Below are 22,454 nucleotides of genomic sequence, written 5' to 3' on the forward strand. Positions count from 1 at the left end.
TACGATGGCAGCCGCCGATGGCCGAACATGCATCGACGGTGCGCCTCAAGGATGTTAATTGGGGGTGGGTACAGGCACTTTTGCTTGTACACGGAATTTATAGGCTTGGAAGTTTGATGCTGCACAGCAGCATATAGATAGGGTTTTTGACGGTTATGCTAAATATCAGTGATTGGCCACCAAGTGACGAAGAACGTGTATTCAATTATCTACGTTGGAGTGGTTACCGTTCGGAGCGCTACAAACTCCTGTATGTGAGCACTCCAAAAGTAGCATGCACTTCATTAAAGTGGTGGTTTGCCTCTCTGGAAGATTGCTCGAAAGCACTGAACGATATCACTGATAGTGCTGAAAGCAATCCAGATCAAGTCGTTCATGAAATGCATAAAGTTGCTCCGCATGTGACTGGTCTGCAAGCGCCTGAGCTCATGGAGGCATTAACGTCTGATTCGTATTTTCGGTTTGCCGTCGTCAGAAATCCGTACAAGCGCATCTTTTCCGCTTGGCAGTCTAAACTGTTGCTGCAGGAACCCCAGCAGGTTGGGCCTTATCTTCAGCGAGATTTTTATCACCAGCCATTGAAAGATGCGTCTGATATAGCTTCGGCATTTGAGGGGTTTCTCGAACATCTTGCCAGCCAAGAAGCACCATCTTATTGGGATCAACACTGGACGCCGCAGGTTGCTCTGTTGCGTCCAGACCTTATCAACTACTCCATGTTGATCAAAATTGAGCAGTCGGAACAGCTCAGTAAAGCACTCGCGGAGCACGTGGGCCAATATATTCCAGATCCTTTTGCCGAACGTCGTTCAAACGAAAGTCTGATCCCTTATCTTCCTGAGTTTATTACGCAGCGTAGCGCTGAGTTAATTCGCAAGCTATATGCCGAAGACTTCGTTGCATTTGGCTACGACAGGGCGTTGCCGGAAACTAAAGGAACATTTTCAGAAGCTGAGCTGAGCCTGGCGTTACGCGCAGTCAAACTGATTCGCGGGCGCCATCAACGATTGGGGGAGCGCACCGCAAAAATCGCCTCGTTAAACCAGACTGCGGCAGAGCTTCAATCGAAAATTGCTTCGTTGGACGAGTCTTCCGAGGCGTTTCAAACAAAAATCGCTTATTTGAATACTGCGATAAGCGAAGGCGGTGCGAGAATCACCAGCCTCGGTCTTCTCGTCATCGAACGTGAAACAGAGATCTCTCGTCTCAATACCAGGATTCTTGATCTTGAGGCCACAGTCTCGGATCTTAATCTTAATAGCGCACGTGTGGTCGAATACGACGAAAAACTCACTGAACTGAGGCACGCGCTTGTTGAGCGTGATGGGCAAATTATTTCGTTGAATAAGGCCAACTCTGAGCGAGACGGACAGATCTCAAGTCTGCGTTACGCCATAGTTGAGCTTGAAGCTCAGTTAAGGGTGTTCACGCATCTCGACACTGCGCGCGAGGGGGAGATCAATAGCTACACGATGGCCATTGATGGTCTAAAACATGCTTTGCTCGAGCGTGATGGGAAAGTTGTCAATCTTAACTCGGTTCTCTGTGAGCGCGACGCTCAGATCAATAACCTAAAACACGCTGTCGTCGAGCGTGATGGTGAGGTGGGTGGGCTCAAGGATGAAATCGTGCAGATAATTCTGCAAAAAGATGCAGAGGTTGACTCACTCAAGCATGAGGTTGGATGTATTGCCCGGCAAAAAGACGTGGATGTGGAAGCGCTCAAGCGAGAACTCGGTAAAGTGCTTGCGTCTCGATCTTGGCGTATGACTTCTCCAGTGCGCCGGGTTGGTAACTTCCTGCGCCGCACTAAACGTGTACTCAGCGCTCCTTCATTGAGCAAAACGATTGAGGTCTTGCGCGGACGTCGTGATTTCCGTAACCAGTTGACCCTCGGTCTGGTGCGCGGAAGCAATCTTTTTGATAAAGAGTTTTATCTGGCCAATAACGCAGATGTGCGCGAAAAAGGCATCGACCCGCTCCAGCACTTCATGCTCCATGGTTGGAGAGAACAGCGTAGTCCTTCGGCGCTCTTTAGTGTCTCCAGATATTTGAGCGACAATCAGGACGTTGCATCCGCACGGATCAATCCGTTGGTTCACTATCTGAAGTTTGGGCAGCTGGAAGGGCGTTCGATTGCTACGCATTCGCGCCATTCCTCAGATTTGTCTGATGCGCAACCAGTGGCGAAAATGTCCGTCTCTGTCGTTGAAGCACAAGTGGAAGCTATTAGAAAGTCTGGCAAATTTGACGAGTCCTATTATTTTGCGATGAATTCGGATTTGTTGCCTGGGCAAATAGACGCCCTACGCCATTATTGCGAGTTTGGCTGGCGTGAGGGTCGAAACCCCTCTGATGAATTTGACACGCGTTCCTATATTGAAACGTATAAAGACATCAAAGCGGCGGATATCAATCCATTCTGGCACTACGTTGTAGCAGGTGCCTCGGAACATCGTGTAGCTGTGCCGGGATCGGTTGTCCGTTATGAGGGCGACATTCGATTTGGTCAAGTCGATAGCGATATTAAACTCTTCGCTCTCTATGTGACGCCTCAATGGGATGTACTGAAGAGTTCTCGCTCATCCTCCAAGGGCGGCGCGCAGTTGCTTCCGGATGACTCTTTCGGCTTTTACAATGTGCTGGACGCCGATACGTTGCGCAGACAGGCGCGATTAGCAAAATCTCACGGTTTCTACGGCTTTTGCTTTGAATCAAAAGAGTCTGTTGGCAATGATTTCGCTGATCAGCCAGTTGGCGTATTCCTGAAGGATAAAGACATCGATTTGTCGTTCTGTCTAAGACTTTCAGTGCATTGTGGTCTGCTACCAGAGCGTCTTGCAGAGGCAGTTGCAGATAAGCGTTATGCGCGAATTGATGGTCGGCCTGTTCTGGTAGTCTCACTTCTGGAAAACCAGGATGCGAAAGTACTGAGTCAACTGCGTAAAAAACTTGCTGAACTAAAGATCTCTGCCTATCTGATCGTGCAAACAGTACAAATTAACAGTGATGTGAAAAAAAGCATTGCGACTGGCTTATGCGATGCGATCCTTGACTTGCCTGTTTTCGCTGTTCCGGGGGAAACGGGAGGGTTTGTACCGCAACTGAAAAATGGAGTTGCAACCGTCCCTTATTCGGTCATTGTTGCCAACGGTATTTCACGTACAAAGCATGCTCAGTTGCATTCTTTTCCGGTTTATAACGGAATTACTTTGGCCCGTGATGCAAGTGCAGCTGATTCCCAGCCACCCTTGGTATACACGCGTTTTGGATCTCAGCAGTATCGTCGCTGGCTGGACGCGGCAATTGCCAGCACCCGCAGCATGCATGCTAATGATCGTCGTCTATTGTTTGTCAATGCCTGGAATGACTGGAGTCAAGGGCTGTTCCTTGAGCCGGATAAAGTTGCGGGTTATGGTCGTGTAAACGAAACGAGCTGTGCGCTTCTTGATATTGAATCGAACAGGTTCATGCCAAAAGTCTCGGTACTCGTGCCGAACTATAATCATGAACGTTTCTTGCGTCGTCGCCTGGACAGTATTTATGCTCAGACGTATCAGAATATTGAAGTTATTCTGATGGATGATTGCTCCACGGATCAAAGTCGTAGGGTCTTGAGCGAGTACGCCGACAAATACCCCGATGTTACGATCAAACTCTTCAACGAGACGAACTCGGGCGGAGTGTTCCGTCAGTGGGCCAAGGGTATCAAGGCTGCAACGGGCGACCTGGTGTGGATTGCCGAGAGCGATGACTACTGCGATGAACACTTCTTGCAGGCTCTTGTTCGAACATTTGAAGATGAAGCCGTGATGCTCGCTTATGCTCGCTGTGAGTTCGTCACTAGCGATGAAGTTGTCATGGAAGACGAGTTCCATATTTACGTAAGTGATCTGGAGGGCTCTGATAAATGGCGCGAATCGTACGTAGAAACGGCTCATAATGAAGTTCGCACGGCCCTTGGGATTAAAAACACGATTCCGAATGCCAGCGGCGTGATTTTCAAGCGTCCGGTCAATATGCCGCTTCTTGATGACGAAACGTGGTTGTCGATGCGCGTGGCAGGGGATTGGGTTTTCTACTTGCACCTTATCCGCGGTGGCAAGATTGCTTACTCCATCGATGGCACGAATTTCTTCCGTCGTTATGTAGGCAGCACGGCACAAACGACATACCAGAGAGAAGTTTTCTATTATGAGCTAGGCCTCGCCAGCCGGACGATACAGGCACTTTATGACGTGCCGCTGTCAGTGATGGAACTTTGCGAGGAGAGCAGTAAAAGACTTTACGACCATAACGTCGGGAACTCTCAAGAAGAGTTTTTGCAATGGTATCGCCGCGATGAAATTCTGAAGGCGCGTGCCAACCGTAAGCCAAATATCATGGTTTCGACCATCGGCTTCTATCCTGGTGGCGCCGAGATTCTGCCGATTCGTTTGGCGAACGAGTTCAAGCGCCAAGGGCATTCCGTATTCCTACTCAGTGCTGGGCTGACTGCTCGAGAGGATGGCGTGCGTCGTATGTTGCGTAGCGATGTTCCGCTTGTGGAAACATCTGATCTAGAAGAAGTCAAATCGGTCATCCGCCACTTCGGTGTTGAGGCTATGAATACTCACCAATGGCACATTCAGAAATCGCCTTCGGAACTGCCTGATGTCTTTGCTGGGGTGAAGTCTCACGTAGCGTCGCTGCACGGCATGATTGAACATGGTGCTGCTTTTGCGGTAACGGAAGAGCAACTTCGCGCGGCAGACAGCGGCGTCACGACGTGGGTTTACACCGCAGAGAAAAATATTGTCCCGTTCGCTAAGTTCTCACTCTACGAGAATGGTTCCCAGCGTTTTGTCAAAGTACCTAACGGCTTGCAGCCTCCGAATATTGTGGCCATTGAGCGTACCCAACTGGGGATTCCACAAGACGCTTTCGTGCTGTGCTGCGTCAGCCGCGCGATTCCGGATAAGGGTTGGGAAGAAACAATTCGGGCGGTAGAACTGGCACGGGAGCTAACGGGTCGAGACATTCGTTTGTTGTTGGTCGGTAACGGTCCTGTCTATGACGAGTATCTGCGAGACGGTGCACCAGACTTTGTTTACCTGGCAGGCTTCAGTGATAACTCGGTTGGCCACTATGCTGCGGCTGACATGGGTGTCATGTTAACCAAGTTTAAATCCGAGAGTTTCCCGCTGACTATTGTCGACTGCCTGTTTGCGGGCAGGCCATATCTGGCGTCCGATGTAGGCGATATCAGGAACATGTTAACAATTGATGAGCACATCGCAGGTGAGGTTATTGCACTCGATGATTGGGAGATCCCGATCAAAAAGGCTGCTCGCGTTATTGCTTCTTTTGCGACCGACAAGGCGCAGTATCTTCACGCATTGGGGTTGGTAAAAGAGGTTTCCAACCGCTATCGAATCGATGCGGTTGCAGAGCAGTATGTCAGTCTGTTCGAGCGTGATATTCGCGCCAGTCGTAAGATCGACTCTGCTGAATAAGGCAATTTTCTGACGTCATTGCCACCCCTTCTGCTGATGGCAGGGGTGGTGAGCGACGCATTACAGTGTGCTGCCTTCTGAGATGCAGCAGGGCGGGAGCGGAGTTCGGCGCAGGCGTTTATTGCTCTGTTCATCGGCTCCTTTTGTATTTTTTTGGGTTCGACTGATACATTTCTTTTTACAACGTTTTGTACAGATCAAGCGTATAACGCTTTTTTGCTGTGTTTATATACAGGATCTCAGGCCGTTGAAGCATTGGAGGCTACGTTGAAAAATACCGAGAACACCTCGACGAAGAGAGCTATTCGGTCGCTTGTATTGGGTGGACGCGGCTTCATCGGCACTCATCTGATTGATGCATTGCTTGATCAGGGGCATGCGGTGCGTTGTTTTGACCGGCCAAATGTAGTCGAGCTTGGGGAGTCCCATGCCACGCATGCAGATTTCGAGTTGTTTGAAGGTGATTTCACCAGTGAAGCTGATGTCACAGAAGCGTTGCGCGATTGCGATGTGTGTTATCACCTTGTTTCCACCACATTGCCTAAATCTTCAAATGCGGATCCCGTTTTTGATGTCGAGAGTAATCTTGTCGGAACCGTACGCTTGCTGAACCTGGCGCTGAAGGCCGGCATCAAGAAGGTTGTTTTCGTGTCTTCGGGAGGAACTGTTTACGGTGATCCGGTTCAGGTACCCATCCCCGAAACTCACGCAACTGATCCGGCGTGTTCGTACGGAATCACCAAGCTGGCTATTGAGAAGTATCTGGCGCTGTTCCATCGTTTACATGGTCTGGATTACACCGTTTTACGTCTGGCAAACCCTTATGGTGAAGGGCAGCGAACGCATGCCAATCAGGGTGCAGTTGCCGTATTCCTGGGTAAAGTCTTGCGTGATGAACCCATTGAAATATGGGGCGATGGGTCGGTGGTGCGCGATTACGTGCATGTTGCCGATGTTGTTCAGGCATTGCTGGCTTCCCTTGAGCCTTCACGGGACGAACATGTATTCAACATCGGTTCCGGTCACGGGCACAGTTTGAATGACGTGCTTGATACGATTGAAAGAATCACTGGTCGCAAGGCAGACCGTCATTATTTATCGGCTCGTGGTTTTGATGTACCTGTAAGTGTTTTGAGCATTGAGCGGGCCCGGCAGTCTTTGGGGTGGGAGCCTGCTGTAGAATTTGATGAGGGGCTGCAGCGTTTTGTGACATGGTTGCAGGAATGCCCGGACTCCAGAATCGCTTGATGAGATTTCGGTGGCTTGGTGGGTACCCCAGGTGCTGAGTGTGAGCAAACATAAAAAGCCCGCTGAATTTCAGCGGGCTTTTTTATGAAAAATCTTTAAGGTTTTGCTAGTGTGCGCTATTGCCGATGCTGAAATAATCTCCAGAGCATTGAAAAAGGGGAGCGCTTGACTTGTATGGTTGTACTGTCAGGCGCTGCGGACTGATCAGTGGTGTGTCTGCACCGCGCCAGCAGTGGACGTAACCTCGGCTCGATCATCACGGCGTGAGCCGCAGGATCGTAATGATGATTGCCAGGGTCTGGGTTTCGCAAGTGGTTTTTGAGTACCCCAGTGTCGTCCAGTGACATGTGATCGAAGTTCAGATGACTTACTCCCTCGCGATCGCAAAAAGCGCCCATCATACGATTGAATTTGATGGTGAGTTCTGTTCGCTCGGCGAGTGACGCTGTTACCTCTTTGCGCAGATTGGCCACTTCGCCCCATTGAACATCGTCTTGAATGGTTGGAAGAGGAGTGCTGACACAAATGACATCAAAAGTTTTCGCCAGATCCCGCAGTAGTTTCTGGTAATTGGTAATCGCTTGTTCAAGCATTTGATCGACAGCGCTACCATGCTTTTGAGCCCTGTACCAGATCACAAATCCTGTATCTACCTCTCCTAGCATCACGATTGCGGTTTTGGCATTCGTTGCTTCAAGGGCCGCCAAGTATTGCGGCATGGCTTGGGTGACTGCGTTCGGGTTCTTCAAGCCCGATACGGTCGCGCCGCCCACCGACGTTACTTCGAAAGAATGCTCGGGAAAGAGCTCAGTCATTTTTTCTGAACTGAAAACCAAAGCGTGCGAATCGCCGAGTACAAGTACAGGCGTCATTATCCGGGTAGTTCCTGCTTCAAGGCCTTGAGTCATATTAGGTCATTCGTTGGCATGTACATGCTGTTATGAGTGACAGAAGGATGCCAACCAAATACTCGATGGCGCCTCCACTGGAGTGCTCAGTTTTGAGCAGCAGAGAACTTACCCGCGATTTTTCTGCCCAGTGCTGACGCATAAAGACGAAGTTCTGGTACTGCCGTGGCTTCCCAATAATTGGCTTTTAACATCGGGCCGACGTAACTCAGCCAGTCGGACGGGATCGTGTCTCGGGTTTCAACAGCGAGGTTGTCATCAACTCTAAGTCCAAGGCCAAGCGGATCTACAGCGATGAGACCGTCGGCAATCAGCTGGCAGATAAGCGGTTCATCAATCAAGCCCGGATTGGAGTTGGGACCCGTGCAGTTGATGATCAGATTTACTTCTATTTTTTTGAGTCCTAGGTTCCCGCGTTGCTCAATGGTCACCAAGGTTTTGCCACTTGCAGACTCAACGGCTTTGATGCGGCCGGCAAAGGGGACAATTTTCTCAAGCGTTAGTGCTTGTTCGAATAGTTCATAGGTTTGCGGCGCAACACGATGGCGATGGACGTCCCAATAGGGCTGTAGGTGACGTAGAAACCGACTTTGTTCATGGACTGGAAGGCGCTTCCATAACAGTGAAGTTATGGGTCGCAGTGCCGCAACGATGTCTCGCCAGTTCAACCCACTAGCTGCGCCAGCTTTGACGTGATCTTTCACGACCCGCAAGTAGCTTAAGGCAGTTGGCGCGACGGATAAAAGTTCTTCCTGTAGAGATGAGGGCGGTAAGAAAGAGCTCTTTCCTGTTCGGTGTGGCAAAGGCAATAGACCTCGCCGCGACAGCAAATAAATTTTGCCGTTACCTAGTGTCAACGGGCCGAGACTTGAAATAACATCAAGGGCAGTAAGACCGCTTCCTAGAAGTAATATCGACGTGTCCTTGGCAGACCCTACGGTTATCGAGTCACTCCAAGGGTTTTCTATGTACTGCGTCGTCTGGAGTATACATTCCAGCGCTGCGGGGGTACGGGGAGGGAAGTGACCAAACGCAAGAATGACGTGGTCGGCAAAGATTGTTTTGCCGCTAATCAGTTCTATCCGGGATCCTTGGTCATACGGTTTAAGTGTTTTAACCTCAGCTGTAATTCGCTGTATGTTGATTCTGTTCTTCACCTCTTCTTCGGCGCTGTCCAGTAACGAGGCAAGATAGTCGCCATAGAGCTTTCTGGATACAAACGATCCGGAGGTTGTACCGGGGAGGCAGGCTTGGCAGTACTCAAGGAATGAGTTTGGGTTGTCAACCTGTGCACTCATGTTTCCCGCTGGTACGTTTAGAAGATGTCTCGAGCTGCTCGTACCATAAGCCAGGCCGCGGGCCACCGTACCGGAACGGTTGATGATGATGAGTCGTGAATCCTGAGGTGCGGAACGCAGAAACTCTATGGCGGAGACAGTTCCACTGAAGCCGGCCCCGATGATTACCAACGTCTTCATTTCATTGTCTGCTCGTTGATGTAGTCGACAATACGCTGCGCTGCGTTCTGTAGATCATCCTCCAGGGTATTGATCCTGATTTGCGGATTTTCCGGCGCTTCATATGCCGAGTCGATGCCTGTGAAGTTTTTTATCAGGCCTTGACGAGCTTTTTTATACAGTCCCTTGGGATCCCTTCTTTCGCATTCATTGAGTGGGGTGTCGATAAAAACCTCCACGAAATTTTCTGTCCCGATCACTTCCCTGGCTAAGGCTCGGTCACGCAGAAACGGAGAAATGAATGCGGTAATGACGATCAGGCCTGCGTCTATGAAAAGCTTCGCGACTTCGGAAATGCGACGTATGTTCTCCACTCGATCGTTGTCGCTGAATCCTAAATCGTGACAAAGACCTAATCGAACATTATCGCCATCAAGTAAGTAGGTATGTCGACCGTCATTGCAAAGTGCTATCTCTAGTGCGTTGGCGATAGATGATTTGCCTGCGCCACTGAGTCCTGTTAGCCAAATCACAATAGGCCGCTGATTTTTTATGATGCTGCGGCGCTTTGCGTCCACAGCTGATATGTGAGCTACTAGATTTTCGGACATGATGTCTCGTGAATACTGATAGATTTAAAAATTATAACTACTTGATTGGGGATCGTTTGCGTGCAGGGTGAGTTCCATTCCCCTACGTTTTCTGATTCCTTGACTCTGATGACAGGATTACCAAACTGCCATCATCTGTGGGGCTCCAAAAGCATTTTTACATTTCAGATAATCAGTGGATTGTAGCTATGCTTTGGTTAAATTGCTTGTGATGAATCGCGGGCATGCGTCGCCCCAGATTCGATTCCTTATCTTGTCTGGCCAAGTATTCGAATGACCTCCCATGCATTGAGGGTAGAATTGTGCATCGACTGCCAAAGGAGGGAGCAACGTGCTCGGAGGTGTGAATGGATAAAGTGCGGATGTTGTTGCTGGGACTGCCTCGCAAGCAAAAACGTATGCTGCAGGTCGGGACAGACGTGGTTTTGGTCTGGGGCGCGTTGTGGTTGTCGTTCATCGTGCGGTTGGGCATTGACGATATGTACAATCCAGTCCGAGCTCATGGATGGCTTTTTTTATGCGCTCCGGTCATCGCCATTCCATTGTTTATACGTTTCGGTATGTATCGGGCGGTGATGCGCTATTTTGGTAACGATGCACTCATTGCCATCGTCAAAGCTGTCAGTCTGTCGTCACTGATTTTAGCGGTAGTTGTTTATTGGTACAGCAATCACGAAGCCGTCGTTCCTCGATCGATCATTTTCAATTATTGGTGGCTCAGCATGATCGTCATTGGCGGCTTGCGCCTGTGCATGCGCCAATATTTCATGGGGGACTGGTTCACGGCTGCTCAACATGTTCCTTTTACGAGTCGTGAAGACGGATTGACCAAAGTCGCGATATATGGAGCCGGCGTGGCTGGTAATCAACTCGTTGCGGCTTTACGAATGGGAAAGGTGATGCGTCCCGTAGCCTTCATTGATGATGATTCGGGGATTTCTGATCGATCAATTTCCGGGTTACAGGTCTATAAACCCAAACACATTCAACAAATGATTGATGTCACCGGCGCGCAAGAGATCCTATTGGCGCTACCATCCTCCACCCGGGCGCGACGCAGGGAGATTTTGAATCATCTCGAGGGCTTTCCGCTGCATGTGCGGAGCGTTCCTAATTTCACTGATCTTGCGAGTGGTCGGGTCAAGGTTGAAGATATTCAGGAAGTGGATATCGCAGACTTGCTCGGACGAGATGCTGTACCAGCCCACTCCGATTTATTGGCGCACTGCATTAAAGGCAAGATCGTGATGGTAACCGGGGCGGGAGGTTCCATCGGCTCAGAATTGTGTCGGCAGATTTTTTCGTTGGCTCCCACTACTCTTTTGTTGTTTGAACATAGTGAATTTAACCTCTACTGCATCCTGTCTGAGTTGGAGCAAAGGGCCCGTCGTGAAGCTGTCTCTGTGCGATTACTGCCGATGCTTGGGTCGATCCGTCATCAGGACAAGTTGCTGGACGTGATGAAAACCTGGAAGGTCGATACGGTCTACCATGCCGCAGCTTACAAACACGTACCGATGGTCGAGCACAACATTGCTGAAGGTGTGTTGAACAATGTCATTGGCACACTCAACACGGCTCAAGCCGCATTGCAGTCCGGAGTGTCGAACTTCGTCCTCATTTCCACAGACAAAGCGGTGCGCCCGACCAACGTCATGGGAAGTACCAAGCGTTTGGCAGAACTCACCCTTCAGGCACTGAGCCGTGAAATCGCTCCGGTTCTGTTCGGTGATAAAGCCAACGTTTCTCGAGTCAACAAAACCCGCTTCACTATGGTTCGTTTCGGCAATGTGCTTGGATCCTCAGGGTCGGTAATCCCGTTGTTTCACAGTCAGATAAAGGCCGGTGGGCCGCTGACGGTCACACACCCGAAAATTACCCGCTACTTCATGACCATTCCTGAGGCGGCGCAACTGGTGATTCAGGCGGGTTCGATGGGGCAGGGCGGTGACGTATTCGTACTGGATATGGGCGAACCGGTGAAAATCGTCGAACTCGCCGAGAAAATGATTCACCTTTCCGGTTTAAGCATTCGTTCGGAGCGCAATCCGCAAGGCGATATTTCCATCGAGTTCACGGGGTTGCGCCCAGGTGAAAAACTCTTCGAGGAACTGTTGATCGGGGATAACGTCTCCGCTACATCGCACCCGATGATCATGACAGCCAGCGAAGATCATCTGCCATGGGATGTATTGAAAGGCAGGTTGAGCGAACTACTCAATGCCGTGGAGAAGGACGATTATTCCCGAGTACGTCAATTGCTGCGCGAAACCGTCAGCGGCTACACCCCCGACGGCGAGATCGTCGACTGGATCTACCAGCAACGCCGCCTCGAGCCCTGATTGTTTCACATCCAGTAACGTACACACTTTTGACTTGTGCCCTCCATGGCCTAGGGTTGAAGAGCAGCTTGGGAAAAGCTGCTTCTCAATTCGATGTCATGGAGCTTCAACTATGCGTACCGGTTACTTCTATTCTTTGATTTTTGCTCTGTTTACCAGCGTCTCGATCGCCGCAGTTGCCGCGCCTGTGACGCTCACAGAGTCTCTAAATACGCCTCGCTCAATTGAAGTGACAGCAGTGCCAGAGCATCCAAAACTCGATCTCAATGACGCGGATGCGGCGACATTGCAGAAGGAGCTTTCCGGTGTCGGAGAAGCCAAGGCTAAAGCGATTGTTGCGTATCGTGAAACAAATGGCCCGTTTGCATCGATTGATGAGTTGCTCGAGGTGAAAGGCATCGGCAAGGCGATCCTTGATCGCAACCGTGAAAAGCTGGAAGTGAACTAAGCTGATTGTTCAACGCCAAGGGGCCGGTCATTGACCGGCCTTTCTGTTTTCTGGCGGGCAGATCCAGCATGGGATTTCGCGAGCGTTCGTCGGACAGCTAAAAATTACGGCTATCATAATGCGTTTAAATTATGCCTATAATAATTTCGCGATCAATGATCGAAACCTATTTTCCCTTTATGAATTTCAGGAGCATCGTCATGAATGCTGTCAAGCCCCAGGGTACCGCTCTCGTCACCGGCGCATCATCCGGCATTGGTGCAATTTACGCAGAAAGGTTGGCTACCCGCGGGTTCGATTTGCTGCTGGTGGCGCGTGACAAGGAGCGTCTGGAAACCACCGCGAGCCATTTACGCGAGGCCCACGGCATTCAGGTTGAAGTGCTCAAAGCGGATCTGACGCAAAAGGATGATGTGCTCAAACTTGAGCAGCGCCTGCGCAGCGACTCAAGCATCAGCCTGTTGGTGAACAATGCCGGGGTTGCCGCTGATGGTCTCTTGGCCAATGCCGATATGGATAAGCTCGAGCGTCTGATTCAGCTTAACGTCACCACGGTGACTCGTTTGGCTTCGGCTGCGGCAGCGAGTTTTGCCAAAGCCGGACGCGGCACGATTATTAATATCGCCTCGGTAGTGGCGCTGTTCCCCGAGCGTTTCAACGCCACGTACAGTGCGAGCAAGGCTTATGTGTTGAGCCTGACTCAATCGCTGCATGCTGAACTCGACGGCACTGGCGTCAAGATTCAAGCCGTGCTGCCTGGCGTGACCCGTACCGAAATCTGGGAACGTTCCGGCATCGATGCCAGCGGCATTCCTGCAGAAATGGTCATGGACGCGGGCGAGATGGTCGATGCTGCGTTGGCGGGCCTGGATCAGGGCGAGTTAATCACCATTCCATCCTTGCCTGATGCGGGCGAGTGGCAAGCGTTTGTTGCGGCCCGGCATGTCATGGCGCCGAACCTGTCCCGCAGTGCTGCGGCCAGTCGTTATAAGTAAGTCCCTTGCAAGTTGGTCAGAGGAAAGCGCGGTATGAATCAGCGTCGAATTGTAGTTACCGGGATGGGTCTGGTTTCGCCTTTGGGCAGTGATGTCGAAGTCGTTTGGCAGCGGTTACTGGGCGCGCGATCTGGTTTGCGCACTCTACCGGAAGCGGTGAGCGCTGATTTGCCCACCCGCGTCGGCGGCATAGTGCCAACGCTGGCGGAGGACGCCGAAGGCGGTTTCGATCCCGATCGCGCCACGCCACCGAAAGAACAGAAGAAAATGGATCGCTTCATTCTGTTCGCCATGGAGGCGGCGCGGCAGGCATTGGAGCAGGCAGGATGGCATCCGACCGACGCTGCGGATCAGGAACGCACGGCGACGATCATCGGCTCCGGCGTAGGTGGTTTCGGTGCGATCGCCGATGCAGTGCGCACCACGGACAGCCGTGGCCCACGACGTTTGTCGCCGTTCACCATTCCGTCATTTCTGGTGAATCTGGCGGCGGGTCATGTGTCGATCCAGCATGGTTTGAAAGGCCCCTTGGGTGCACCGGTAACGGCATGTGCCGCTGGCGTTCAGGCAATCGGCGATGCGGCCAGATTGATTCGAGTCGGCGAAGCGGACATTGCTGTGTGCGGCGGGGCGGAGGCGGCGATTGATCGGGTCAGCCTCGCTGGTTTTGCGGCAGCCCGAGCCCTGTCCAGCGGCTACAACGACACGCCGGAACGTGCCTCGCGTCCATTCGACAGTGGTCGTGACGGTTTTGTGATGGGCGAGGGCGCTGGGTTGCTGGTCATTGAGTCACTGGAGCATGCGCTTGCGCGCGGGGCAAAACCGCTGGCCGAATTGGTCGGTTACGGTACCAGCGCTGATGCGTATCACCTGACTGCCGGGCCTGAAGACGGCAGCGGTGCGCGACGGGCGATGGAACTGGCACTGGCTCAGGCCGGCATTAAAGCCGCTGAGGTGCAGCATCTCAACGCCCACGCCACTTCAACGCCGGTCGGGGATCTGGGCGAGTTGGCGGCGATCAAAAGTGTGTTCGGTACAGAAAACAAAATCGCCGTGACTTCGACCAAATCGTCCACCGGACATTTGCTCGGCGCTGCGGGTGGGCTGGAGGCGATCTTCACGCTGTTGGCGATTCGTGATCAGGTGGTGCCGCCGACGCTCAATTTTGAAAATCCGGATCCTGCGAGCGAAGGCGTGGACATCGTGCACGGCAAGGCGCGTTCGATGCCAATCGAATATGCGCTGTCCAACGGCTTCGGCTTCGGTGGGGTCAATGCCAGCGTGTTGTTCAAACGCTGGAAAGACTAGTCCTGCTGATTTTTCAGATGCGCGCGCGTAACGCCGAGAATGCGCTGGGCCAGCTCAGGATCTTCGACGCTACGCGCAAGTACCAATGCTCCCAACAGAGTGGCCATGATCACGATGCTGCGATCAGCGGCACTCTCGCCACCGAGGGTGTTCTGCACTTGCTCGAGTCGCGCATTAAGCACAGCGTCGGTGGTCGGGCTTGGTTGTCCGCGCAAACCGAGCTCCGAAGACATGGTCGGTAACGGGCAACCTTCATGGGGCGAGGTGTAGTGCCATTCGGACAGGTAACTGTCGATGAAGGCTTCCAGAGGTTGCTCTTCAGAAAACAACATCGCGCAGTGCGCATCGAGCTGAGCGCCGGCTTCTTGCAGGGCCTTCTCCACCAATTCGTCCTTGGATTTGAAGTGCGAGTAGAAGCCACCGTGGGTCAACCCCAGTGCCTTCATCAAGGGTTGCAAGCCTGTGGCGCCGATTCCGTCCTTGCGAAATCGTGCCGAGGCCTCCTTGATGATGCGCTGATGGGTCTGGGCTTTATGGTCCTGCGAGTAACGCATCTGAAACTCTCTCCGCAACAATGCCCCCATCTTAACCACACAAAATTAAATGGTGACTGTACTTCTACTTCTAAAAAGCATGCAGATAAGTCCAAAGCGTATAAAAAACACAAACCCCGCCGATTGGGCGGGGTCTGGTTCAGCGGTCTTGCGCTTCTTTGGCGTCCGCTTCGGCGTTGCGTGCAGCCACGCGTTTGCGTTCTTCATCAGTCAGTTCGACCTTGTTGGCGGTGTCTCGCAACATCATCAAACCGCCAACGATCGAGCCGATTGCAACGACCAGAATCAACCAGGCATACCAGGGCATAACGGCTCTCCTTAATGGCAGATCGATCGACGAGGATTTCGCCGTGCGACGCTGCTTACCACTTTTGAGCGAAGCGACTTCGCGGTGGTTCCATTCTAGGCCTGATATCCCCGCAGCACCTTAATTCCCTGTAGGAGCTGCCGAAGGCTGCGATCTGTTGATCTTGTGTTTTTAACAAGCAAAGTCAAAAGATCGCAGCGTGCCGCAGCTCCTACAGGGGACTTATTGGCCCGTGAGCATGGCGTCGGCCGGCGCATTGGCGCGCAACTGGCCGGTGAGCAGGAAGTAGCCGAAGCCCACGGCCATGAAGCCGAGGAAAATCAGCCCGATCAACGCGTTGAACCACGCCATCGCCACCAGGCACACCACCGCCAAAACCAGCGCGATCATCGGGATCAGCGGATAGCACGGCGCGCGGAAAGTACGCTCCAGGTTCGGCTCCGATTTGCGCAGTTTGAACAGGCTGAGCATGCTCATGATGTACATCACGATCGCGCCGAATACGGCCATGGTGATCATCGCGGCGGTGAGGGTCATGCCGCCGAGGTTGATCAGGCCGTCGCTGTAGATGGCGGCGATGCCGATGATGCCGCCGACAATGATCGCGCGGTGCGGCGTCTGGAAGCGGGAGAGTTTTGCCAGCGAAGCGGGCAGGTAGCCGGCGCGGGCGAGTGCGAAGAACTGCCGCGAGTAGCCGAGGATGATCCCGTGGAAACTCGCCACCAACCCGAACAGGCCGATCCAGACCAACATGTGCAGCCAGCCCGAATTGTCGCCGACCACGGTTTTCATGGCTTGCGGCAGTGGATCGTTGATGTTGGCCAAGGTGCGCCAGTCACCGACGCCGCCGGCAAAGAACATCACGCCCATCGCCAATAAAACCAGAGTGAGAATGCCGCTGATATAGGCCTTGGGAATCGTGCGTTTCGGATCCTTGGCTTCTTCGGCGGCCATCGCCGCGCCTTCGATGGCGAGGAAAAACCAGATCGCAAAGGGAATCGCCGCGAACATCCCGGCAATCGCGGGTGCGCCGAATACATCGGAACCCGCCCAGCCATTCAGAGCGAAATTGCTGAAGCTGAAGGCCGGCGCGACCACGCCCATGAATACGAGCAACTCGGCGACGGCCAGCACGCAGACAATCAATTCAAACGTCGCCGCCAGTTTCACCCCGAGAATGTTCAAGCCCATAAAGACGATATACGCGCCGACCGCTGCGTGTTTCGGATCAAGTGCCGGAAACTGCACATTCAAATAAGCGCCGATGGCCAGCGCAATCGCCGGTGGCGCGAAGACGAATTCGATCAGCGTCGCCAACCCTGCGATCAGCCCACCTTTCTCACCGAAGGCTCGACGGCTGTAGGCAAACGGCCCGCCAGCATGGGGAATCGCGGTGGTCAGTTCGGTGAAGCTGAAGATAAAGCAGGTGTACATGGTCGCGACCATGAACGAAGTCACCAGAAAACCCAGCGTGCCAGCGACGCCCCAGCCGTAACTCCAGCCGAAATATTCCCCGGAAATCACCAGGCCGACGGCGATGCCCCACAGGTGCAACGTGCCCAGCGTGGGTTTGAGTTGTGTGTTCATGCGCTTGCTCCCTGAACGGTTTGGAAAGCTCGGGGGAGGGCGCGTGCAGTGGGCGTGCCATTGCGGTGAAACAAGTCGTAATAAGTTGAATGGGGTCGTATCGGGGATGGTTGCAGTGGGATAGCTGCATTTTGTGCGCCAGTTGAGTGCGATGTTGGCGGTTATGCCGTCTTCGCGAGCAGGCTCGCTCCCACAGGAGAATGCATTGTTAGGGCGAGCGCATTTCAAAATGTGGGAGCGAGCTTGCTCGCGAAGAGGCCTGGTCTGACGACGCAAATGCCTGCTGTAACGCCCGCATAAAACCACTCTTTACGCTTTCTTTATGCCCAGCCAACCCCCTCGGTCTCGTTCCTTTACAGCCTCCTTTCCGACAATCACCCCACACGCGGCAATACGCCGTAACACGGAGATCTTCCATGAGCGTTCTGGACGGGGTGTCACTGCTACTGGCAGTGGGGCTGTTCATTTATCTGTTGGTTGCGCTGTTGCGCGCGGATCGGAACTAGGAGCGGCTATGCACAGTTATGACTATTGGCTGATCCTCGCGTTTTTTGCGTTGGTCTTGCTGCCGGCGCCGTTCCTCGGGCGCTTCTACTACAAAGTGATGGAAGGTCAGCGCACCTGGCTGACGCCGATTCTTGGCCCGGTCGAGCGCGGTTGCTATCGCATCTCCGGTGTCGATCCCGAGGCTGAACAGAGCTGGCAGAAGTACACGCTGGCGCTGCTCGCGTTCAACCTCGCCGGTTTCCTGTTGCTGTTCGCGATTTTGTTGTTTCAGGATTACTTGCCGCTGAATCCGCAGAACCTGCCGGGCCAGGAATGGACGCAGGCGTTCAACACCGCGATCAGTTTCATGACCAACACCAACTGGCAGTCCTACAGCGGCGAAGCGACCCTCAGCTACCTGAGCCAGATGGTCGGCCTGACCGTGCAGAACTTCGTCAGCGCCGCCACCGGCCTCGCCGTACTGGTCGCGCTGTGCCGTGGCATTGGCCGTAAATCGACGAAAACCCTCGGCAACTTCTGGGTCGACATGACCCGCGCCACACTCTACGGCTTGCTGCCGCTGTGCCTGCTGCTGGCGCTGTATCTTGTCTGGCAAGGCGTGCCGCAAACCTTCGCGCAGTATGTGCATGCGGTAACGATGCAGGGCGTTGATCAAGTGATCCCGCTCGGCCCTGCGGCCAGCCAGATTGCGATCAAGCAACTGGGCACCAACGGTGGCGGCTTCTTCGGCGTCAACTCGGCACACCCGTTCGAGAACCCGACCGCGTGGAGCAACCTGTTCGAAGTCACCTCGATCATTCTGATCCCGGTGGCGCTGGTGTTCACCTTCGGTCATTACGTCAAAGACCTGCGTCAGAGCCGCGCGATCATCGCCTGCATGCTGGCGCTGTTCCTGATCGGCGGCGCGACCTCGTTGTGGGCCGAGTACCAACCGAACCCGACCCTGAACAACGCCGCCGTCGAACAGACCGCGCCGCTGGAAGGCAAGGAAGCGCGCTTCGGCACCACCGCCACCGTGCTTTGGTCGGTGACCACCACGGCCGCGTCGAACGGTTCGGTCAACGGCATGCACGACAGCCTCAACCCGCTCAGCGGCATGGTCGCGCTGGTCAACATGATGGTCGGCGAAGTGATCTTCGGCGGCGTCGGTGCCGGGCTTTACGGCATGTTGCTCAACGTGCTGATCGCGGTGTTTCTCGCCGGTTTGATGATCGGCCGAACCCCGGAATATCTCGGCAAAAAACTCCAGGCGCGGGAAGTGCAATTGCTCGTGGTGACCTTGCTGGTGATGCCGGTCGGCGTGCTGGTGCTCGGTGCGATTGCCGCAGCGGTGCCCAGTGCTGCGGCGACCATCAGCAACCCCGGCCCGCACGGTTTCAGCCAGTTGCTCTACGCCTACACCTCGGCGAGTGCCAACAACGGTTCGGCGTTCGGTGGCCTCAGCGCGAACACGCCGTTCCACAACTTGATGTTGGGTCTGGGCATGTTGATCGGCCGTTTCGGTTACATCCTCCCGGTTCTGGCCTTGGCCGGCAGTCTGGCGATGAAGAAAACCGCACCGATCGGCCAGAACAGCTTCCCGACCCACGGCCCGCTGTTCGTGACCCTGTTGACCGTGACCATTTTGCTGGTGGGCGGCCTGACCTTCCTGCCAACCCTGGCGCTCGGCCCAATCGCCGAACACCTGAGCATGGGCTTCTGAGGACTGAATGATGAATATGCCCGCAATCAAACCCGCTGTCGTCAAGGCACCGGAGCAAGCGAAAACCGCGATCTCGGCCCTGTGGCGTCCGGCGCTGGTGCAAGCTTTCGTCAAACTCGACCCTCGGCAGTTGAAGCGTTCGCCGGTGATGCTGGTGGTCGAACTGACCGCGATTTTCACCACCGTGCTGTGCTTCATTCCCGATGCCGATGTGCCGACCTTTGTCGCTGCACAAATCGCCTTGTGGCTGTGGTTCACCGTGCTGTTCGCCAACTTCGCCGAGGCCTTGGCCGAAGGTCGCGGCAAGGCCCGCGCCGACAGTCTCAAGGCTGGCAGCGAAGGCCTCAGCGCTCGACGCAAACAAGCCAATGGCAGCTTTCAGGTCGTGCCTGCGGCAAGTCTGCGCAAGGGCGATGTGGTGCGCGTCGAAGCCGGGGAAATGATCCCCGGTGACGGCGAAGTCATCGAAGGCATCGCGGCGGTCAACGAAGCGGCGATCACCGGTGAATCCGCGCCAGTGATTCGCGAGTCCGGCGGCGACCGTTCGGCCGTCACCGGCAACACCCGACTGGTGTCCGACTGGTTGCTGGTGAAGATCACCGTCAACCCGGGCGAGTCGACCCTCGATCGCATGATCGCCCTGGTCGAAGGCGCCAAACGCCAGAAAACCCCGAACGAAGTGGCGCTGGATATTCTGCTGATCGGCCTGACGTTGATATTCCTGTTGGTGGTCGTGACCCTGCAACCGTTCGCCCATTTTGCCAACGGCAGTTTGCCGCTGGTGTTCCTGGTCGCGCTGCTGGTCACTCTGATTCCGACCACCATTGGCGGTCTGCTGTCGGCCATCGGTATTGCCGGGATGGATCGTCTGGTGCGCCTCAACGTCATTGCCAAGTCTGGCCGCGCGGTGGAAGCGGCGGGCGACGTGCACGTGCTGCTGCTCGACAAGACCGGCACCATCACTTTCGGTAACCGTCGCTGCAGCGCGGTGTATGCCGCGCCGGGTGTGAATGGTCGTGAGTTGGCCGAGGGCGCGTTGTTTGCTTCGCTGGCCGACGACACCGCTGAAGGCAAGTCGATCGTCGAATACCTGCGCGGTCTGCATCCGCAAGCTGAACCGGCGCCGGAAACGCTGACGGGCGTGCCGTTCAGCGCCGAGACTCGTTTATCCGGCGTCGACTATCAGGGCCGTGTGTATCGCAAAGGCGCGGTGGATTCGCTGCTGAGTTTCCTCGGCCAGAAACGCTCGGATCTGGCCCCGGCGCTGTCGCGGGAAATCGACAAGATCGCCCAGAGTGGCGGCACGCCGTTGCTGGTCTGTGCCGACGGCAAATTGCTCGGCGCGATCCACCTCAAGGACGTGGTCAAACCGGGCATCCGCGAGCGTTTTGCTGAACTGCGCAAACTGGGGATTCGTACGGTGATGGTCACCGGCGACAACCCGCTCACCGCTGCTGCGATTGCCGCTGAAGCGGGCGTCGATGACGTCCTCGCTGAGGCCACGCCGGAGAAAAAACTCGCGCGTATTCGTCACGAGCAAAACGACGGTCGTCTGGTTGCGATGTGCGGCGACGGCGCCAATGATGCTCCGGCGCTGGCCCAGGCTGACGTTGGTATGGCGATGAACGACGGCACACAAGCGGCGCGTGAAGCGGCGAACATGGTCGATCTCGACAGCGACCCGACCAAGCTGCTCGACGTGGTGCAGATCGGCAAGGAATTGCTGGTGACCCGTGGTGCGCTGACGACCTTTTCCATCGCCAACGACGTGGCCAAATACTTCGCCATTCTGCCAGCGCTGTTTGCCTCGATTTATCCGCAACTGGGGGTGCTGAACATCATGCAGTTGACCAGCCCGCAGAGCGCGATTCTCTCGGCGATTGTGTTTAACGCATTGATCATCGTTGTGCTGATTCCGCTGGCATTGCGCGGTGTGCGCGTGCAGGCAGCGAGTGCGGCGGCGTTGTTGCGGCGCAATCTGTTGATCTATGGATTGGGCGGGATTCTGGTGCCGTTTGTGGGGATCAAGGCGATCGACATGCTGCTCACGGCCTTGCATTTGGTTTGAGGCTGGAAGAGCCCCTCACCCTAGCCCTCTCCCGGGGGGAGAGGGGACTGACCGAGGTGTTTGTGAGAGCTGCACCGACCTGAGCTATCGAGTCGAACTCAGGTTTTGAAAAGCACAGCGATCGGCTCCCTCACCCTAGCCCTCTCCCGGAGGGAGAGGGGACTGATTGAGGGTGTTATTGAGAGCTGCACCGACCTGAGCTATCGAGTCGAACTCAGGTTTTGAAAAGCATAGAGATCGGCTCCCTTTCCCCTCGCCCCCTTGGGGGAGAGGGCTGGGGTGAGGGGGAAGCGATCCCCCTGACACCCCACAAAAAGTTTGCCCAACGAATTCGAGGATTTTGAAATGTCCACAATGATACGTCCCGCCCTCAGCCTGCTGGTGCTGATGACCCTGGTCACCGGCGTCGCTTACCCGCTGGTGGTCACCGGCATCGCCCAGGTCGCTTTCCCCGAGCAAGCCAACGGCAGCCTCGTCCACGATGCCACCGGCAAAGTCCGCGGCTCATCCCTGATCGCTCAGGATTTCGTCGGCGACGCCTGGTTCCATCCACGTCCTTCCGCCGGCGCTTTCGCCACCGTGTCCAGCAGCGCCAGCAACCTCGCGCCGAGCAACCCGGCACTCGCCACGCGGGTGATCGACGACGCCAACAAATTGCAGGTGCCAGGCCAGGGCCCGGTGCCGTTGGCGCTATTGACCACCTCCGGCAGCGGCCTCGATCCGCACTTGCCACCGGCGGCAATTGCCTATCAACTGGCGCGAGTCGCGGCAGCGCGCAATCTGCCGGTCGCGACCTTGCAGCAACTGCTCGATGCGCACATCGAACAGCCGCTGGTGGGGCCGCCGGTGGTCAATGTGCTGGAGCTGAACATGGCACTGGAAAACCTGTAGAAGATGATCGTTCCCACGCTCTGCGT

At 54.5% G+C, this 22,454-nt stretch carries 16 protein-coding genes; 10 read left to right on the forward strand and 6 right to left on the reverse strand.

Annotation, left to right across the window (positions count from 1 at the left end; genetic code table 11):
* The first annotated feature begins 155 nt into the window (after positions 1-155).
* Positions 156-5,495, forward strand: a complete 5,340-nt coding sequence (locus ACIP66_RS14415) for a glycoside hydrolase family 99-like domain-containing protein (RefSeq protein WP_400648844.1) — start codon at positions 156-158, stop codon at positions 5,493-5,495.
* Positions 5,496-5,762: 267 nt separating this feature from the next.
* Positions 5,763-6,743, forward strand: a complete 981-nt coding sequence (locus tag ACIP66_RS14420) for an NAD-dependent epimerase/dehydratase family protein (protein WP_400648845.1) — start codon at positions 5,763-5,765, stop codon at positions 6,741-6,743.
* Between the two features lie 116 nt (positions 6,744-6,859).
* Here ACIP66_RS14420 and ACIP66_RS14425 read toward each other — a convergent pair whose 3' ends face one another.
* The 3 genes from ACIP66_RS14425 to cysC form a co-directional block, all read right to left on the reverse strand.
* On the reverse strand, positions 6,860-7,615 hold the full coding sequence (locus ACIP66_RS14425; protein WP_400648846.1) for an SGNH/GDSL hydrolase family protein: 756 nt from the start codon (positions 7,613-7,615) through the stop codon (positions 6,860-6,862).
* Positions 7,616-7,737: 122 nt separating this feature from the next.
* Positions 7,738-9,129 (reverse strand): FAD/NAD(P)-binding protein, encoded by a 1,392-nt coding sequence (locus tag ACIP66_RS14430; protein ID WP_400648848.1) that lies wholly within the window; start codon positions 9,127-9,129, stop codon positions 7,738-7,740.
* Positions 9,126-9,719 carry an adenylyl-sulfate kinase gene (cysC, locus tag ACIP66_RS14435; RefSeq protein WP_400648849.1) on the reverse strand — a complete coding sequence of 198 codons (594 nt, stop codon included), beginning with the start codon at positions 9,717-9,719 and terminating at the stop codon, positions 9,126-9,128. Before cysC ends, ACIP66_RS14430 begins: the two co-directional genes overlap by 4 nt.
* Before the next feature lie 347 nt (positions 9,720-10,066).
* On the opposite strand from cysC, the gene ACIP66_RS14440 reads away from it, so the two are divergent.
* The 4 genes from ACIP66_RS14440 (at position 10,067) to fabF (ending at position 14,812) form a co-directional block, all read left to right on the forward strand.
* Positions 10,067-12,061 carry a polysaccharide biosynthesis protein gene (locus ACIP66_RS14440; protein WP_400648850.1) on the forward strand — a complete coding sequence of 665 codons (1,995 nt, stop codon included), beginning with the start codon at positions 10,067-10,069 and terminating at the stop codon, positions 12,059-12,061.
* Between the two features lie 112 nt (positions 12,062-12,173).
* Positions 12,174-12,509, forward strand: coding sequence for a ComEA family DNA-binding protein (locus ACIP66_RS14445; protein WP_400648851.1), 336 nt, complete (start codon positions 12,174-12,176; stop codon positions 12,507-12,509).
* 200 nt (positions 12,510-12,709) lie between these two features.
* On the forward strand, positions 12,710-13,504 hold the full coding sequence (locus ACIP66_RS14450; protein WP_400648852.1) for an SDR family NAD(P)-dependent oxidoreductase: 795 nt from the start codon (positions 12,710-12,712) through the stop codon (positions 13,502-13,504).
* A gap of 33 nt (positions 13,505-13,537) precedes the next feature.
* On the forward strand, positions 13,538-14,812 hold the full coding sequence (fabF, locus tag ACIP66_RS14455; protein WP_400648854.1) for a beta-ketoacyl-ACP synthase II: 1,275 nt from the start codon (positions 13,538-13,540) through the stop codon (positions 14,810-14,812).
* Here fabF and ACIP66_RS14460 read toward each other — a convergent pair.
* The 3 genes from ACIP66_RS14460 to eat all read right to left on the reverse strand — a co-directional run bounded on the left by ACIP66_RS14460 (position 14,809) and on the right by eat (position 17,260).
* Entirely contained in the window at positions 14,809-15,366 is a 558-nt protein-coding gene (locus ACIP66_RS14460) for a TetR/AcrR family transcriptional regulator (RefSeq protein WP_212543728.1), read from the reverse strand. The two genes, fabF and ACIP66_RS14460, sit on opposite strands and share 4 nt — an antisense overlap.
* 139 nt (positions 15,367-15,505) lie before the next feature.
* Positions 15,506-15,673 carry a DUF2897 family protein gene (locus tag ACIP66_RS14465; protein WP_080896048.1) on the reverse strand — a complete coding sequence of 56 codons (168 nt, stop codon included), beginning with the start codon at positions 15,671-15,673 and terminating at the stop codon, positions 15,506-15,508.
* Positions 15,674-15,895: 222 nt separating this feature from the next.
* Positions 15,896-17,260: an ethanolamine permease gene (eat, locus tag ACIP66_RS14470; protein ID WP_053122419.1), complete on the reverse strand. Its 1,365-nt coding sequence runs from the start codon at positions 17,258-17,260 to the stop codon at positions 15,896-15,898.
* Between the two features lie 416 nt (positions 17,261-17,676).
* Here eat and kdpF point away from each other — a divergent pair, with 416 nt between their 5' ends.
* From kdpF to kdpC, 4 genes are all read left to right on the forward strand, one after another.
* Positions 17,677-17,766: a K(+)-transporting ATPase subunit F gene (gene kdpF, locus ACIP66_RS14475; protein WP_007899818.1), complete on the forward strand. Its 90-nt coding sequence runs from the start codon at positions 17,677-17,679 to the stop codon at positions 17,764-17,766.
* Positions 17,767-17,774: 8 nt separating this feature from the next.
* Positions 17,775-19,469: a potassium-transporting ATPase subunit KdpA gene (gene kdpA / locus ACIP66_RS14480; RefSeq protein WP_400648856.1), complete on the forward strand. Its 1,695-nt coding sequence runs from the start codon at positions 17,775-17,777 to the stop codon at positions 19,467-19,469.
* 10 nt (positions 19,470-19,479) lie between these two features.
* Positions 19,480-21,537 carry a potassium-transporting ATPase subunit KdpB gene (kdpB, locus tag ACIP66_RS14485; RefSeq protein WP_400648857.1) on the forward strand — a complete coding sequence of 686 codons (2,058 nt, stop codon included), beginning with the start codon at positions 19,480-19,482 and terminating at the stop codon, positions 21,535-21,537.
* A gap of 345 nt (positions 21,538-21,882) precedes the next feature.
* Positions 21,883-22,428: a potassium-transporting ATPase subunit KdpC gene (gene kdpC / locus ACIP66_RS14490; protein WP_400648859.1), complete on the forward strand. Its 546-nt coding sequence runs from the start codon at positions 21,883-21,885 to the stop codon at positions 22,426-22,428.
* Positions 22,429-22,454: the final 26 nt, after the last annotated feature.

The organism is Pseudomonas sp. NPDC088429, from assembly GCF_044753305.1.
Taxonomy (GTDB): Bacteria; Pseudomonadota; Gammaproteobacteria; order Pseudomonadales; family Pseudomonadaceae; genus Aquipseudomonas; species Aquipseudomonas rustica.